The sequence below is a fragment of the Streptomyces sp. NBC_01476 genome, assembly GCF_036227265.1.
In the GTDB taxonomy this organism is placed as follows: domain Bacteria; phylum Actinomycetota; class Actinomycetes; order Streptomycetales; family Streptomycetaceae; genus Actinacidiphila.
In genome coordinates this window covers 6,756,066-6,770,150 of record NZ_CP109446.1, presented here as the reverse complement: position 1 = coordinate 6,770,150, position 14,085 = coordinate 6,756,066, and the positions used below count along the sequence as shown (strand labels likewise).

14 protein-coding genes and 1 tRNA gene are annotated in these 14,085 nt (G+C 69.2%); 10 read left to right on the top strand and 5 right to left on the bottom strand.

Going from position 1 to position 14,085, the window contains the following annotated elements; genetic code table 11:
• Positions 1–176 precede the first annotated feature (176 nt).
• A complete protein-coding gene (locus tag OG552_RS29625) occupies positions 177–467 on the top strand; it encodes a YiaA/YiaB family inner membrane protein (protein WP_329138114.1) in 291 nt (96 codons plus the stop codon).
• A gap of 266 nt (positions 468–733) precedes the next feature.
• On the opposite strand, the gene soxR is transcribed toward OG552_RS29625, so the two are convergent.
• Positions 734–1,198, bottom strand: a complete 465-nt coding sequence (gene soxR, locus OG552_RS29620) for a redox-sensitive transcriptional activator SoxR (RefSeq protein WP_329138112.1) — start codon at positions 1,196–1,198, stop codon at positions 734–736.
• Positions 1,199–1,250: 52 nt separating this feature from the next.
• Here soxR and OG552_RS29615 point away from each other — a divergent pair, with 52 nt between their 5' ends.
• Positions 1,251–1,964, top strand: coding sequence for a transketolase (locus OG552_RS29615; protein ID WP_329138110.1), 714 nt, complete (start codon positions 1,251–1,253; stop codon positions 1,962–1,964).
• Between the two features lie 50 nt (positions 1,965–2,014).
• Positions 2,015–2,917 (top strand): transketolase family protein, encoded by a 903-nt coding sequence (locus OG552_RS29610; RefSeq protein ID WP_329138108.1) that lies wholly within the window; start codon positions 2,015–2,017, stop codon positions 2,915–2,917.
• 160 nt (positions 2,918–3,077) lie between these two features.
• On the opposite strand, the gene OG552_RS29605 is transcribed toward OG552_RS29610, so the two are convergent.
• Positions 3,078–3,692, bottom strand: coding sequence for a hypothetical protein (locus tag OG552_RS29605; RefSeq protein ID WP_329138106.1), 615 nt, complete (start codon positions 3,690–3,692; stop codon positions 3,078–3,080).
• Positions 3,693–4,241: 549 nt separating this feature from the next.
• On the opposite strand from OG552_RS29605, the gene OG552_RS29600 reads away from it, so the two are divergent.
• A complete protein-coding gene (locus OG552_RS29600; protein ID WP_329138104.1) occupies positions 4,242–7,202 on the top strand; it encodes a glycoside hydrolase family 2 TIM barrel-domain containing protein in 2,961 nt (986 codons plus the stop codon).
• Positions 7,203–7,298: 96 nt separating this feature from the next.
• Here OG552_RS29600 and OG552_RS29595 read toward each other — a convergent pair whose 3' ends face one another.
• From OG552_RS29595 to OG552_RS29585, 3 genes are all read right to left on the bottom strand, one after another.
• Positions 7,299–7,637 carry a hypothetical protein gene (locus tag OG552_RS29595; protein WP_443071072.1) on the bottom strand — a complete coding sequence of 113 codons (339 nt, stop codon included), beginning with the start codon at positions 7,635–7,637 and terminating at the stop codon, positions 7,299–7,301.
• Between the two features lie 934 nt (positions 7,638–8,571).
• Complete coding sequence (locus OG552_RS29590; RefSeq protein ID WP_329138102.1) at positions 8,572–8,793, bottom strand: DUF397 domain-containing protein; 222 nt, start codon at positions 8,791–8,793, stop codon at positions 8,572–8,574.
• Positions 8,790–9,659, bottom strand: coding sequence for a helix-turn-helix domain-containing protein (locus OG552_RS29585; RefSeq protein ID WP_329138100.1), 870 nt, complete (start codon positions 9,657–9,659; stop codon positions 8,790–8,792). The genes OG552_RS29590 and OG552_RS29585 overlap by 4 nt, the downstream gene beginning before the upstream one ends.
• Positions 9,660–9,883: 224 nt before the next feature.
• Between OG552_RS29585 and OG552_RS29580 the strand changes: the two genes are divergently transcribed.
• The 6 genes from OG552_RS29580 to OG552_RS29555 all read left to right on the top strand — a co-directional run bounded on the left by OG552_RS29580 (position 9,884) and on the right by OG552_RS29555 (position 14,056).
• Positions 9,884–10,441, top strand: a complete 558-nt coding sequence (locus tag OG552_RS29580) for an ATP-binding protein (protein WP_329138099.1) — start codon at positions 9,884–9,886, stop codon at positions 10,439–10,441.
• Positions 10,441–10,830 carry a hypothetical protein gene (locus OG552_RS29575; protein WP_329138097.1) on the top strand — a complete coding sequence of 130 codons (390 nt, stop codon included), beginning with the start codon at positions 10,441–10,443 and terminating at the stop codon, positions 10,828–10,830. The genes OG552_RS29580 and OG552_RS29575 overlap by 1 nt, the downstream gene beginning before the upstream one ends.
• A gap of 483 nt (positions 10,831–11,313) precedes the next feature.
• A tRNA-Leu gene (locus OG552_RS29570) sits at positions 11,314–11,409 on the top strand.
• Positions 11,410–11,831: 422 nt separating this feature from the next.
• Positions 11,832–11,960, top strand: coding sequence for a hypothetical protein (locus tag OG552_RS29565; RefSeq protein ID WP_329138095.1), 129 nt, complete (start codon positions 11,832–11,834; stop codon positions 11,958–11,960).
• Positions 11,961–11,972: 12 nt separating this feature from the next.
• A complete protein-coding gene (locus OG552_RS29560; RefSeq protein WP_329138092.1) occupies positions 11,973–13,160 on the top strand; it encodes a JmjC domain-containing protein in 1,188 nt (395 codons plus the stop codon).
• Positions 13,157–14,056, top strand: a complete 900-nt coding sequence (locus OG552_RS29555) for an aldo/keto reductase (RefSeq protein WP_329138090.1) — start codon at positions 13,157–13,159, stop codon at positions 14,054–14,056. The genes OG552_RS29560 and OG552_RS29555 overlap by 4 nt, the downstream gene beginning before the upstream one ends.
• The last annotated feature ends 29 nt before the right edge of the window (positions 14,057–14,085 follow it).

Sequence of the window (14,085 nt, the reverse complement as noted above, 5' to 3'; positions counted from 1 at the left end):
CGCCGGGGGTGGCAGGGCGTGGCAGGGGTGGGCGCCGGCTCCGGTGGACGAGGACGTGGCCACCCGTCGCGGTTCGGATGTGGTCTCGGCGACGGTGCGGAGATGAGGTGGCCGCCCCACGGGGGATGAGTAGCCGTACTCATGTGGGGCCGGTCACAGCGGCGCATCGTGGGGGTATGGCGAAGGTGATTGCTCAGCAGACGACGGCGGCCTACGCGGCCCAGGCCGCGATTTCGTTCGGGGTGGCGCTCGGGGCGATGGTGATTGGGGTGGCTTACCTGCCGGTGGGCGGGTGGGTCCGGGCGTTCTTGGGGGTGGGGTTGCTGTACGTGGTGACGGCGGCGTTCACGCTGTCGAAGGTGATCCGCGACCGGCAGGAGGTCGGGCAAATGGTCAGCCGGGTGGACCAGGCCCGGCTCGACAAGCTGCTCACGGAGCACGATCCGTTCAAGGTGGAAGGGCTCTGACCGCGGGGCTCGCGGGAGCAGCATGAGCTGCGGAAGTCGCGGGGGGCTGCGACCCGCGGAAGCGGCACGAGCTGCGGGACCCGCGGAACCTACGGGAGCTGCGGGAATCGCGGGGGCTGCGGAAGTCGCGGAAGTCGCGGAAGTCGCGGAAGCTCGGGCCACCGCCCCCTCCCGCAAGGGCCGCGCCCCTCCCGCAAGGGCCACCGCCCCTCCCGCAAGGTCCCCACCCCCTCCGGCACCCCCACCGCGCCCCCTCCCCCCACCCCTCACGAGGCGCCCGGCTCGTCCCCGACGAGATACCGCGCACCCGGCCCCAGTGCCGCCGCCGCATCCCCGCTGTTGTAGAGCCCGCACCGCGTCAGCGAAAGGCACCCGCAGCCGACGCAGCTGGTCAGGCGGGCGCGCAGCCGCTGCAGGTCGGCGATCTGCGCGTCGATACGGCGCTGCCAGGTGGTCGCGACCGCGTTCCACTCCGCGGCGGTGGGGACGTGGTCGAGCGGCAGGCCGGCCAGGGAGTCGCGGACTTCGTCCAGGGTGAGGCCGATCCGCTGGGCGGCGCGGATGAAGGCGAGCCGGCGCAGGGTGGCCCGCCGGTAGCGGCGCTGGCCCCCGGCGGTGCGTTCGGCGTGGATGAGGCCGATCTCCTCGTAGTAACGCAGTGCGGACGCGGCCGTGCCGCTGCGGGCGGCCAGCTCGCCGATGGGCAGCAGATCGCGGGTGGAGAGCGCCATACGGCCGAGCGTAGCTTGACTTCAAGCCGGCTTGAAGTTGCATCGTCGTGGCATGACGACTGAGACGGGGGCCCGGGCGACCGGGCGCATGGGTACGTACGACGACCTGCGGCCACTGATGTCCCGGATGACCGGCGACGAGAAGCACGGGCCGGCCGCCACCTCAACGCTCGACGTGCTGTGGGTGCTCTACGACCGCGTACTGCGGGTCTCCGCCGACCGCCCGGACGATCCCGAACGCGACCGATTCCTGCTGTCGAAGGGGCACGGCCCGATGGCGTACTACGCGGTGCTCACCGCCAAGGGCTTCATCCCGCCGGAATGGCTCGCCGGGTTCGGGACGTACGACTCGCCGCTCGGCCACCACCCGGACCGGACGCTGGTGCCGGGGGTGGAGATCGGGTCGGGGTCGCTCGGGCACGGGCTGCCGCTCGCGGTGGGTACGGCGCTGGGGGTACGGGCCCAGGGTCTGGACCGGACGAAGGTGTGGGTCCTGGTCGGCGACGCCGAGCTGGACGAGGGCAGCAACCACGAGGCAGTGCAGTACGCGGCCGCGGTGGGCCTGGAGCAGCTGAACGTGGTGGTGGTGGACAACGCGTCGGCCACCTACCCGCCGCCCGGCGGGCTCGCCTCCCGGTTCGCGGCGGAAGGCTGGTCGGCGGTGACGGTCGACGGGCGGGATCACGCGGCGCTCCACGAGGCGTTCACCGCGCCGCACCCGGGCAGTCCGCACGCTGTCGTGGCCCGGGTCGAAGCCCAGAACTGACGGCCGCCCGCGCCCCATCCGCCGAACAGAGCAGAACCGAAAGGCCCCCCGTGGACACCATGCGTGAACGCTTCAGCACCGTCACCACCGAACTCCTCGACGACGACCCCCGGCTCGCCCTCGTGCTCGCCGTCATCTCGGGCGACCTCTTCAAGGAGGCGGCCCGCGCCCATCCGGACCGGGTGATCGACGTCGGCATCCGCGAGCAGTTGCTGGTCAGCGTCGGCGGCGGCCTCGCGCTCACCGGGCTGCGCCCGATCGTCCACACCTTCGCGAGCTTCCTGGTCGAGCGGCCCTTCGAGCAGGTCAAGCTCGACCTCGGGCACCAGGGCGTGGGCGCGGTGCTGGTCAGCGCGGGGGCGTCGTACGACGTGGCGGCCGGCGGGCGTACCCACCAGTCACCGGGCGATGTGGCGCTGCTCGACACACTGGACGGCTGGACCGTGCACGTGCCGGGGCACCCGGACGAGGCGGAGGCGCTGCTGCGGCACGCGGCGGCGGACGGCGACAGCCGTGTGTACGTACGGCTCGGGCTGCAGACCAACGCGGCGCCGCTGCCGGTGTCGCCGGGACGTTTCCCGGTGGTGCGGGAGGGGCGGGCCGGGGTGGTGCTCGCGGTCGGGCCGCTGCTGGACGCGGTGCTCGCGGCGACCGAGGGGCGGGACGTGACGGTGCTGTACGCCTCGACGGTACGGCCCTTCGACGCGGCCGGCGTCCGCGCGGTGGTGGCGGACTCGCGGCAGGCGGACCTGGTGCTGGTCGAGCCCTGCCTCGCCGGTACGTCGGCGGCCCAGGCGGACGAGGCGCTCGCCGACGTACCGCACCGCGTGCTGGCGCTGGGCACCCGCCGCGAGGAACTGCGGCGGTACGGGTCCTGGCAGGAGCACGTCGCCGCGCACGGCCTGGACGCGGCGGGCCTGCGCGGACGTATCGACGCGTTCCTGCGGGTCTGAGCGGGATGCCTCTCTTACGGGTCGTGCCTCCGGCGGCGCGTACCGGGGCGGGGGTCAGGGCGGGTCCGCTCCGCGGTCACGCCGCCGTCGTGGGCCCGCACCGGCACGTCTCCTCGCCTCACACCAACGACAGGCGGCGCCGAGCGGGTCAGCTCTGCGGTCACTTCGGCGGCGGGTTCCCGGCCGGGCCGGACGGAACCGGGTCCGCCGGGGAGTCCTCCACCGTCACCCCCGCCACCGCACCGCCCGCCGCGTCCGTGCCGGCCCCGGCGGTCACCGTCGTGTCGCCCGGTGCGGTCGTCGCCTTCGCGGTGCTGCGCGCACCCGCGCCGCGGCGGGCGTCCTCCGCGCTGTTCTGGGCACCGAGGCTGCCGAAGTAGAAGCCGGCCACGGTGGCGAGGACGGTCATCAGCGACGTGACGATCGTCTTGCGGAGGTCGCTGGAGTCGCTGCCGGAGGAGAGCATGGTGACGGCGAGGGCGAACCCGACCAGGGCCAGGATGAGCAGGGCGATGACGCTGCGGGTCAGGCCGCGGACACCACGCGGTTCGCGGAGGTCACGCAGGAAGTCCCGTACGTCCTGGTCGTCGGCGGCCCGGTCGATCAGCCGGTCGGTGAGCTGCCGGCGCCAGGCGGTGGCCCGGATCACGTCGAGGATCAGCGGGACCACCGCGACGCCGGCGATGACCACCACCACGATCGCGATGAGGACGAAGGCGTGCATGCCGTCGAGGCCGGAGATCGGCTCGGCGGCACGGGACATGCTGTGCGGCATGCGGGATCCCCCCAAAGGCTCCAGGGCGGGCATGCTCGCAGCGCGCCGGCGTACGGGTCAAGTCCCTTACGGCACACGGTGATTGGACCCGCGGGGAGCCGCCGGGAGCGGCAGGGGAAGCCGGCCCGGCTGCCACCACCGCCTGCCGGAAGCCGCCACGACGCCCACCACCGTCCCGCCGGAACACCCCCCGGCCCCCGCGACACCCCCGCTGTGACCAACCCCGCCCGAATACGTGACCGTTGCATCTAGCGGCGAAGCCCCTCGCTGCGCACAATCGAAACCGAACACCAGGTCCGTTATTCCCCGCGAAATCGACCAGATCCGATCAGCGGACCGGATCCGGACGCCCGGAACCGAAGACTCGTAGCACCGCGACAGCCGCCCCCACCGCCGACCGCACCACCCACCGCACCACCCACCGCACCCCGACCGCCCCGCCGGCCCCGGAAGCCCGTCGTCCGCCCCGGAAGCCCCCCGCCGGCCCCGCACAACTCCAAAAGATCCCGGAAGACCCCGCAAACCCCCGCACCCCAAGGGAGCAGCACGATGCACGAGGCGCCGCCGTCCGGGAGACTCCCCTACTACGAGGACGTGTCGCCGAGCACGGGAGCGCTCCCGCCGCGGGCCTGGTGGGCGGTGTCGGACGCCCGGCGGGTGAACCTCGGCGGTGCCTGGCGGTTCCGGCTGTCGGCCACCGCGACCGCGGAGGACGACTCCTTCGCCCGGCCGGGCTACGACGCCTCGCGCTGGAACGTGCTGTCGGTCCCGTCGCACTGGCCGCTCCAGGGGTACGGCAAGCCCGCGTACACCAACGTCCGTTACCCCTTCCCGGTCGACCCGCCGCGGGTGCCGACGGAGAATCCGACCGGCGACCACCTGCGGGTGTTCGATCTGCCGGACGACTGGCCCGGCGGCGCCGCGGTGCTGCGCTTCGACGGGGTGGACTCCTGCGCCCGGGTCTGGCTGAACGGCGAGGAGCTGGGCGTCTTCAAAGGCAGCCGGCTGCCGGTGGAGTTCGAGGTCGGCGAACTGCTCCGGCCACGCGGCAACACGCTCGCGGTCCGGGTGCACCAGTGGTCGTCCGGCAGTTACCTGGAGGACCAGGACATGTGGTGGCTGCCCGGGATCTTCCGGGAGGTCACGCTGCTGGAGCGGCCGGAGGGCGCGGTCACCGACTTCTTCGTGCACTGCGGCTACGACCACACCACCGGCACCGGCACCCTGCGGGTCGACTGCGACCCCCAAGGGACCATCAGCGTGCCGGAGTTGGGTCTGGACATCGCGACCGGTGAGCAGGTGATCGTGCCGGTCGAGCCGTGGTCGGCGGAGGAACCGCGGCTGTACGACGCCGAGTTGTGCACCGAAGGCGAGCGGATCCCGCTGCGGATCGGTTTCCGGACGGTCGCCGTCGAGGACGGAGTGCTGAAGGTCAACGGCCGGCGGATCCTCTTCCGCGGGGTGAACCGCCACGAGTTCGACCCCGACCACGGCCGGGTGGTGGACCTGGAGACGATGCGCCGTGATGTGCTGCTGATGAAGCAGCACAACATCAACGCGGTACGCACCAGCCACTATCCACCGCACCCGGCCTTCCTCGACCTGTGCGACGAGCTGGGGCTGTGGGTGGTCGACGAGTGCGACCTGGAGACGCACGGGTTCCTGGAGGTCGGCTGGCGCGGCAACCCGGTGGACGACGAACGGTGGACGCCGGCGCTGCTGGACCGGGCGGCCCGGACGGTGGAGCGGGACAAGAACCACCCGTCGGTGGTGATGTGGTCGCTGGGCAACGAATGCGGCACCGGCAGGGGGCTGTCCGCGACGGCGTCCTGGATCAGGCAGCGGGACCCGGCCCGGCCGATCCACTACGAGGGCGACTGGTCCTGCCCGGACGTGGACGTCTACTCGCGGATGTACGCCGACCACGCCGAGACCGAGTTGATCGGGCAGCGCGCCGAACCCCCGCTGGCGGATGAGGAGTTGGACCGGCGGCGGCGTGACATGCCGTTCGTGCTCTGCGAGTACGCGCACGCGATGGGCAACGGACCCGGCGGTCTGACGGAGTATCAGCGGATCTTCGAGACGTACGAACGCTGCCAGGGCGGCTTCGTCTGGGAGTGGATCGACCACGGACTGCGGCGCAGGACCGCGGACGGCACGGCGTACTACGCCTACGGCGGCGACTTCGGCGAGGAGGTGCACGACGGCAACTTCGTCTGCGACGGCCTGGTCTTCCCCGACCGCACCCCCTCCCCCGGCCTGGTCGAGTACAAGAAGGTGATCGAGCCGGTGCGGATGACCGGCGATGCCGCGCGCGGCATCGTCACCGTCACCAACAACCATGATTTCGCCGACCTTTCCGGACTGACCTTCCAGTGGTCGTACGAGGAGAACGGCGACGCCAGTGACGGTGGCCGGCTGAAGGTGCCGGCGCTCGCGGCGGGCGAGAGCGCCGAGGTGGAACTCCCCCGGCTGCCGCGGACCACGGACGCCCCCGAGGCGTGGTGGACGGTGCGCGCGCTGCTCACCGAGGACACCGCCTGGGCGCCGGGCGGGCACGAGGTGGCCTGGACCCAGTTCCCGGCCGCGCTGCCGGAGCCGGCGGCCCGGCCGGTGGCGTACCCCGGCAGGCCGCATACGCCGCGGCGCGCCGAGGGCGGGCTGATCGTGCTCGGCCCTGGCACCTTCGACGCGGCGAGCGGCACGCTGAGGTACATCGACGGCGCGGTGGTGCGGGGCCCGGCGCTGGATGTGTGGCGGGCGCCGACCGACAACGACCGCGGGATGGCGGACCGCCACCCCGACCGCCAACTGGACCGGCTGTGGCGGGAGTCGGGGCTGCACCGGATGCGGCACCGGGTGGACCGGGTCACCGTCGGCGGTGACACGCTGACCGTCGAGACCCGGGTCGCGCCGGCCGCCTCCGGCCTCGGGCTGCGTACCGTCTATGCGTGGTCCGCGGCCGGTGACCGGCTGCGGCTGGACGTACGGGTGACGCCGGAGGGCGACTGGCGGCTGCCGCTGCCCCGGCTCGGGGTGCGGATGGGGCTGTGCCCGACCCTGGAACAGGCCGAGTGGTTCGGCGGCGGCCCAGGCGAGGCGTATCCCGACACGCGGGCCGCTTCCCGGATCGGGCACTACCGCTCCACGGTGGACGCGCTGCAGACGCCGTACGTCCGCCCGCAGGAGAACGGAGCGCGGGCCGATGTGCGCCGGCTGGAGCTGCGCCGGGAGAACGGCACCGGGCTGCGGGTGGAGGGCTCGCCGGCGTTCTGGATGACGGTCAGGCCGTGGACCACCGAGAGCCTCGACGCGGCGGCACACACTTGTGACCTCAAGCGGGACGGCATGCTCTGGGTGCATCTGGACCACGCCCTGCACGGGGTGGGCAGCGCCTCCTGCGGACCGGAGGTGCTGCCGGCGTACCGGCTCTCGGCGGCGCCGGCCGCCTTCTCCTTCACCTTCAGCCCGCTGCCGGCGCGGGAGGACGACGAGGAAGAGGCGCAGTGACCGGGATGTGCCTGCGGGCAGGTGCGGGAACGGAACGGCCCGGTGGCCGTGGGGCCGCCGGGCGGGGACGGGGACAGGCGCTGGAGTGCGTGGCGCTCACGCCTCCGCCAGGTCCTCCTTTTCGAGGGACGCGGCCGGGTGGACCGGCCAGCCGCCCTGCGGGACGGGGGCCACTTCACGCCACCACCAGTCGTCGCTCCGGGCGGCGGAGGGTTCGAAGGGGGCACCGACGCGGGGCGTGGCGATCTTCGATCCGGTCTCCCGGGCCGCGGCGACCGTGCCCTCGGCCGGCTCGGACCAGGCGTGCTGGGCGAGGTTGAAGGTGCACCAGTGGATCGGCAGCATCACGCCGGACGGTGTGCCGCCGGAGAGGTCGACGTGGGCCCGCATGCCTTCGGCCGGGGTCATGTGGATGTCCGGCCAGAACCACACCATGTAGAGGCCGTTGTTGGTCGCGCGTCGTGTGGATCTCGCTCAGATCCACACCATCTGACACCGAACACTAGGATCGGCCAATGCCTGACATAGGGTGGTCCGCTTCCGAGCTGCGAGAGCTGGAGGATCTGCGCCGGCGAGAGACCGGAACGTGGGACGACCGCATCGGGTACATCGCCGGCAGCTACACCGTCAGCGCGTGCACTTCGACGGGTGGCTGCGGAGGGACGATTCCTCCGGGTCAGTCCGTCGTATTCACGAAGCTGGCGACCGGAACCGGTTTCACTATCCACTGATTGAACGTGCCTCTCGCCAGGCGCCCCGAAACTCTACGAGTTTCGGGGCGCCTGGCGAGAGCGTAGTTACGCTCCGTAATGCGGTTCCCTGACCGACAGACTGTTCAAAGTTTCTTTACTGGATCAAGGCGGCCCACTGGCGCCGGCCGCGCGCGCTGGCGGCCGGTGGCCGCCGTCGCTCCTGTCTACCGTCCCACCGCTCAGCGCGCAAGAAAGCAACAGTGACCCACCAGGCCCGCATATAACCCCCACCGGTCCCAGGCCAACACCATCACGGAACACACCGGGCACAGGCAGGTCACGCGAGACGGGGCACGACCGCAGCCACCACGGCACAGCAGACGCGAAACCGCCCGACGTGACGTTCACGAACGAAATGGCGTGGCTTGGCATAGTGGGGGTGCAGCGAGACACACGCGCGCCTGAGCGGTCGACAGACCCAGCGCCTTGGCTGGCTTTCCGTAGCTGAGGTCCGAACCGGCAGCAGCCAAGCGCACGGGTTCCGGCCTCCTTCGAAGGGTTTCGATGAGTGAATGAAATAAAGGAATCCCCCACTTCGGTAGAGGACGCACTTTGCCAAAACGCTCAGCCCCCACCCTCAAAGGGATGGGGGCCGTTCGAACGGTCAGAAGCGGGAGTCAGGCCAGAAGGTCCTTCTGTCCGGCTTGCACACTTGCGGTGAACAGCTCGTAGTCCCGACGAGAGACGATCAAGACCTTTGCGTCAGGGTCACCCACATCGACGGAGTCGCGCAGCGCCACAACCCCGTCGACAAAGGCGACCTCCAGGCAGTTGTCTCCACCGTTAGACAGTTCGCTCTTGGCCCAGTTGGCGTTGGTGAGGTCGACGTTACTGTTCATGTGTGGCTGTCCTTGATCAAGTCGTGGATGAAGCGGCGCGAAGCTGGGCCGTCGAGAGCCTGCGTGCGAAGGAAGTCGAGGGCCGAGGCGTATCTGCCCACGTCCCTATCTTCCTCCAGGTAGACGGAGGTTGTCATCGTCTCAACGACCGCAACCGGCGGTCCTACCTGGAAGTGTAGGAGCTGGAACGGGCCGTCGATGCCCGCATGGGCGCCGGCCGAGAAGGGGAGCACTTGGACTTCTACGTGGCTGTGCTTCTCCATCATGTCCAGCAGGTGTTGGAGCTGGCCCCTCATGACCTCCGGTCCGCCGACCGCGCGGCGGAGAGCTGCTTCGTCCAGGATGCTCCACATGGTGATGGGATTCTCCCGGGTCAGGGCGACCTGCCTGGCCAAGCGTAGATCCACGAAGTGCTTGACCTCGCGCTTCGAAGGCCACTTCTGGCTGCGTTCCACGATGGCCGTCGCGTAGTCCTCGGTCTGGAGCAGCCCAGGTACGACGTGCAGGTACGCCTCGGCCATGGCGGCCATTCCTTCCAGGTGTAGGTAGTCCTCGAACTCGTGAGTCCGGATGGCCTCCTTGTACTCGTCCAGCAGGTTCGTCCGCTTGCCGGATGCCGCGAGGGAAGCCATGGCCTTGATCTTCGCGCGTGTCTCCTCGGAGTCGACACCGTAGATCTGGAAGAAGGCCGTCAGGCCAAGGCCCGAGACCCGCTGCTTGCCGTTCTCAATCTTGCTCAGTGCAGGCTTCCCCGCGAGGCCAAGCCGCTCTGCGGCCTCTTCCATCGAGAGCCCGGCGCCGCTGCGGAGGGACCGCAGGGCCGATCCGAGCCTGCGTCGATGCACGTTGGGCCGTGCTTCCACCATCGGCCTGCCTCCCTCGTCGTCGGTTGCAGGGTAGCGCCCGCAACGTTGCTGGCATATGCCAATCCGCATATGAGCAACGTTTCTTATTCTTGAAGGTTGCCAGCAACGTTTCTCATAGTCCACAGTTGCTACCGCTGGCGGTTCAACTCCCCGTGTTGGCACCGTCATTGTCCGTACGGTGAATCGCCCGCACTTCGAACCGCGACCCGGCGAAAGGCATGACCATGACCCCCAACTCTCGCTACCTCAGCAGGCTGGACCTGGCGTGCGAGCAGTCGGCGGTTCGCCACGCGAGGAAGCACGCCGAGGTGGTCCTGCGCGAGTGGGGCTTCCCCGACGACATAGCGTTCGACGCGCTCACGATCGTGGCGGAACTCTCGTCCAACGCGGTTCGACACGCTGGGGTCGACACGCAGCCCTTCGACCCGAGCGGGGGACAGCCGCGGGTACCCACCTGTGCGCTCGTCCTCTGGATCAGTGGTGGGCGGCTGTGTCTCTCGATGTCCGACGAGAGCCCTGAGCCCCCCGTCCTGCGGCCCGAGTCCGACGACGCCGTGACCGGTCGGGGTGTGCGACTGATCGCGGGCCTGAGCGAAGGCGCCTGGGGCTATCAGCCGGCCAACGACCGACCCGGAAAGATCGTTTGGGCTTGGCTGCGCCTCCCCGCCAGAAGGCCCCGAGCCAGTACGCCCGAAGCGGACGGACGGGCTGAGAGCGTCACCCCGACGCCGTTATCCACCTCGTATCCTTCGGGCGCCCGGCAGAAGGCCGTGAGCGCGTGATGACCTCTACCGCGCTGCTGGACTCGGATGAAGATTCACATGAGACAGGCGATCTCTGGGACGAGATTGAGTCGCTTCCCCTGAGCGACACGATCATGAACGACCTGGAAGCGGTACTGGACGAGGACGCGCATCCGGAGCCGGAGGATTTTCGAGGTCTGGCGAATCGCCTTCACTCAGCGCTCCGCGCAATGCTGAGAATCGGCAGGCCGAGCCGTTCAATGGAACCGTTGACTATCAATCTCCTGCTGGAGCCGCTTCCTCAGTGTGAACTCAAGGCACTGGGATATCTCAGGCGTCTGGCCACTGCGGTTCTGGACCTTGCTGACGAGTACATAGCGTCTGTTCCCTCAGTGTCTTCCGCCGACTCCCATCGTGGCGGCCCTTAAATAGCCCCGCTCCGGTCACGAGAGCCCGCGAGGAAGATCCGTGACCGGAGCGGCCCCAGCTTGAATGAACGTATGGCGAGGAACCGCGAGAAAGCAACGGACATGACGATGACATCACTCCCCGATCCACTACGTCACGTGTGCGGCGAATCAGCACACATGTCTGACGGATTCGTCCAAAGTGTGCTCGACCTCGTGCCCGAGAGTGAGTGCGCCCCAAGCGATGTGGAGCAGGATTTTCGCTGCGCCCTGCAAGAGCACGCCTTCCCCATTCACTACGGCCTCGCCCTCGAACTGCCTTGGGACAGCACGGACATGATTTTTTCGATGGAGGTACGAGCTGACTGCCTTGCTCCCTCGTCGGACGCCTCCGATATATGCACGTTTTTCGAGCATCACCCCGGCGGCCACACCTGGGAACTTACGGAGAGCCCGTTGTTCGGAACAGTCTTCAGTCGCACATAGCACGCTCGCGCAGAACACCCCCTCGTAGCTCAAAACGGAAGGGCCCGAGACGCCCACCCCCGTAGACGGTCGTACGGCGTCCCGGTGACCTCGGTTCGAGTCCGGGCGAGGGGACGGCAGTCCGAACAAGGACTGCACTATGGAAGTGGAGAAATTTTGACCAGGAACGGGCAGAAGAAAACGAAATCGACGGCTGGGCCGACCGTTGTTGCGGGCAGGGTTCCCGTGGAGAGAATCACCCCGGACCCCAACGGCAACCGCGCCGAACGGCGCGCGGCGGCGAAGCAGAAGCCCAGCAACTGATGCCGGCGCAGAAGTCCTTACCCGGAGGCCCGGTTCCTGGTCCCGACCCCATACCCCGCACTCCACCCAAGCGGCCCGAGGTCCCCTGAGACTCCCGCCTCCGCGAATTGCCAACCGCGGGCGCTCCCAAACTCCGTGCGGCTCGCGGAGGCGGGGATTAACCCCCACTCCGGCCCTTGAGGGGCTGGGGCGGGTCAGCAAGGTAAGTACCCACCCGAAGGAATGAGAGGGACATGGAGAACACGCCCCAGACCACCGGGAGCGATCTGCTCCTCGCCAAGGGGAAGGTCGCTGCGGCTCGCGCCCGTACGGCCATCCCGTCCGACAACACCGGCGGCAAGTCCGACCAGAACGACACCTGACAGGACTGACTCATGACCGCAAAGCACCGTGCGGTCGTCGCGCGCCTCGGCGAGGACTTCCTCGCCGGGGCGTTCGGCCGCACCTTCCGCCACGTCCCTGGTGAAGCCGGCATGGTTGCCGACATCTTCGGCTGGGACGACCTCAACGAAATTCTCGGCCGGCATCGCCTGGAGGTGCCACGTCTCCGGCTCTCCGCTGATGGCGTGACCGTGCCCCAGGACGCCTACGCGCAATCCATCGTGAACCGCCGGGCCAATGTCTGGCAGAACCTTCACCCTGCGGCCTTCCACCAGCAGCTCGCCGACGGCGCAACGCTGGTGATTGATGCCCTCGAAGAACTGCACCCGCCGGTGCACCTCTTGGCTGACGACCTTCAGTCCTGGCTCCGCGCACGCATCCAGGTCAACTTGTACGCCTCCTGGACGGGCAAGGAGGGCTTCGGCACCCACTGGGACGATCACGATGTTGTGGTGGTCCAACTGGACGGCTCCAAGCGCTGGAAGCTTTACGGGCCGACGCGCATTGCGCCCATGCACCAGGACGTAGCCGAACCGGAGGCCCCTCCCGAGGAGCCCACGGCCGAGTTCGTACTGACGGCTGGAGACCTTCTCTACTTACCGCGGGGCTGGTGGCACAGCGTCTCAGCCTCGGAGGGCGAACGGTCCCTTCACCTCACCTGCGGGCTGACCTCCGTGACCGGCGCGGACCTCATAACGTGGCTGTCCGAGATCCTGCGTCGGGACGAAGCTGTACGGGCAGACCTTCCCCGGTTCGGAACGCCGGAGGAGAAGCAGCAGTTCGCCGATCGGCTGCGCGACCTGCTGATGAATGAATTCTCAGACGGTGCCGATCTGGTCGACCGCTTCGCCGCTCACCGCGATGCGACGGAACGCGTTCGGATGCGCCCCTCGCTACCTCACGTCTTCGGGGTGCCCAACGATCCGCACGTGCTCGTTCGTCTGCTGTCCACGACTCACGACGTGGCCTCCGACGAGTCCGGGAACGTCGTGCTCACGGCTGGCGGCGAGACCTGGACCTTTGCGAGTGCCGCCAGGCCAGTGCTGGACAGGCTCGCCGACCGTCACCCGCACACACTGAAGGAGCTTGTCGACGGCACCGGCCTGTCCGTCGAGCAAGCGGCAGCCCTGGTCTGGGAACTCGTCAAGGGTCAGGTGGCGGCCGTCGGGAACCTGTCGTGAGGGCGCTGCTCGGTCTAGGCACGTACCGGACCCAGGGCGTTGTGGAAGCCGCGGAGGCTGCTCTTCAGTTCGGGGTGGACTGGGTTGATACCGCACCCAACTACCAGCACGGACAGGCTGAGACCCGCCTTGCGCCTTTCCTCAAGGCGTACGGCGGTATCCGCGTCTCCACAAAGGTGGGCTTCGTGGCCGGCCCGCAGCAGGATGAGGCTGTCCAGGCTGGCGTGCTGTCCGAGGCCGAAGCGGGTTCGGGCTTCAGCCTTGACCCGCGCTATGTGACGTGGCAGGTCGCCCGCAGCGCAGCCGCGCTTGGTCGCTGCCCTGACATCACGTTCGTGCACAATCCGGAGCATGGTGACCCCGCTCCCACCGCACTGGCCGAGCGGGTTGAGCAAGCCTTCCGTGCCCTGGAAAAGTGCTGCGACCAGGGGCTGATCCATGGCTACGGCGTGGCAACGTGGTCGGCCCTGCACGACGGGTCGCTGACCGTTCCAGGGCTGATCGACCTGGCCCGCGCGGCTGGCGGCCCTTTCCACCGGCTTCGGGCTGTGCAGCTTCCCCTATCCCTGATCCAGCTCGGGCCGATCGCGGACGCCATAGACGGTCATGGTGTCCTGGCCGAAGCTCAATCAGCCGGCCTCGCGGTCTTCGCCTCTGCCCCGCTGGGCGGTGGTGAGCTGCCTGAGTTCATTACACCCGCCGCAGCAGAAGAACTTCTGCCCGGCGTTTCTCCCCTCCGGATCATCCTTGGCACGGTGGCTTATGTCCCTGGGGTGAGCCGGATTTTGCTGTCCGCGAGTACGCCGGAACACTGGGCGGAGGCCGTTCGAGCAACCTCGGGCGAGCCCTTCGACAGCGACGTACTCCGGAGGATCACGGATGCCTTCTCCACCTGATGACGCGACATCAGAGCGCATGCGCCGCT

Bases quoted from the DNA above. Each gene is read 5' to 3' on its own strand.
- OG552_RS29625 (WP_329138114.1), top strand. From the start codon at position 177: ATGGCGAAGGTGATTGCTCAGCAGACGACGGCGGCCTACGCGGCCCAG.
- soxR (WP_329138112.1), bottom strand. From the start codon at position 1,198: ATGGCGCTCTCCACCCGCGATCTGCTGCCCATCGGCGAGCTGGCCGCC.
- OG552_RS29615 (WP_329138110.1), top strand. From the start codon at position 1,251: ATGACGACTGAGACGGGGGCCCGGGCGACCGGGCGCATGGGTACGTAC.
- OG552_RS29605 (WP_329138106.1), bottom strand. From the start codon at position 3,692: ATGCCGCACAGCATGTCCCGTGCCGCCGAGCCGATCTCCGGCCTCGAC.
- OG552_RS29600 (WP_329138104.1), top strand. From the start codon at position 4,242: ATGCACGAGGCGCCGCCGTCCGGGAGACTCCCCTACTACGAGGACGTG.
- OG552_RS29595 (WP_443071072.1), bottom strand. From the start codon at position 7,637: ATGGTGTGGTTCTGGCCGGACATCCACATGACCCCGGCCGAAGGCATG.
- OG552_RS29590 (WP_329138102.1), bottom strand. From the start codon at position 8,793: ATGAACAGTAACGTCGACCTCACCAACGCCAACTGGGCCAAGAGCGAA.
- OG552_RS29585 (WP_329138100.1), bottom strand. From the start codon at position 9,659: ATGGTGGAAGCACGGCCCAACGTGCATCGACGCAGGCTCGGATCGGCC.
- OG552_RS29580 (WP_329138099.1), top strand. From the start codon at position 9,884: ATGACCCCCAACTCTCGCTACCTCAGCAGGCTGGACCTGGCGTGCGAG.
- OG552_RS29575 (WP_329138097.1), top strand. From the start codon at position 10,441: ATGACCTCTACCGCGCTGCTGGACTCGGATGAAGATTCACATGAGACA.
- OG552_RS29565 (WP_329138095.1), top strand. From the start codon at position 11,832: ATGGAGAACACGCCCCAGACCACCGGGAGCGATCTGCTCCTCGCCAAG.
- OG552_RS29560 (WP_329138092.1), top strand. From the start codon at position 11,973: ATGACCGCAAAGCACCGTGCGGTCGTCGCGCGCCTCGGCGAGGACTTC.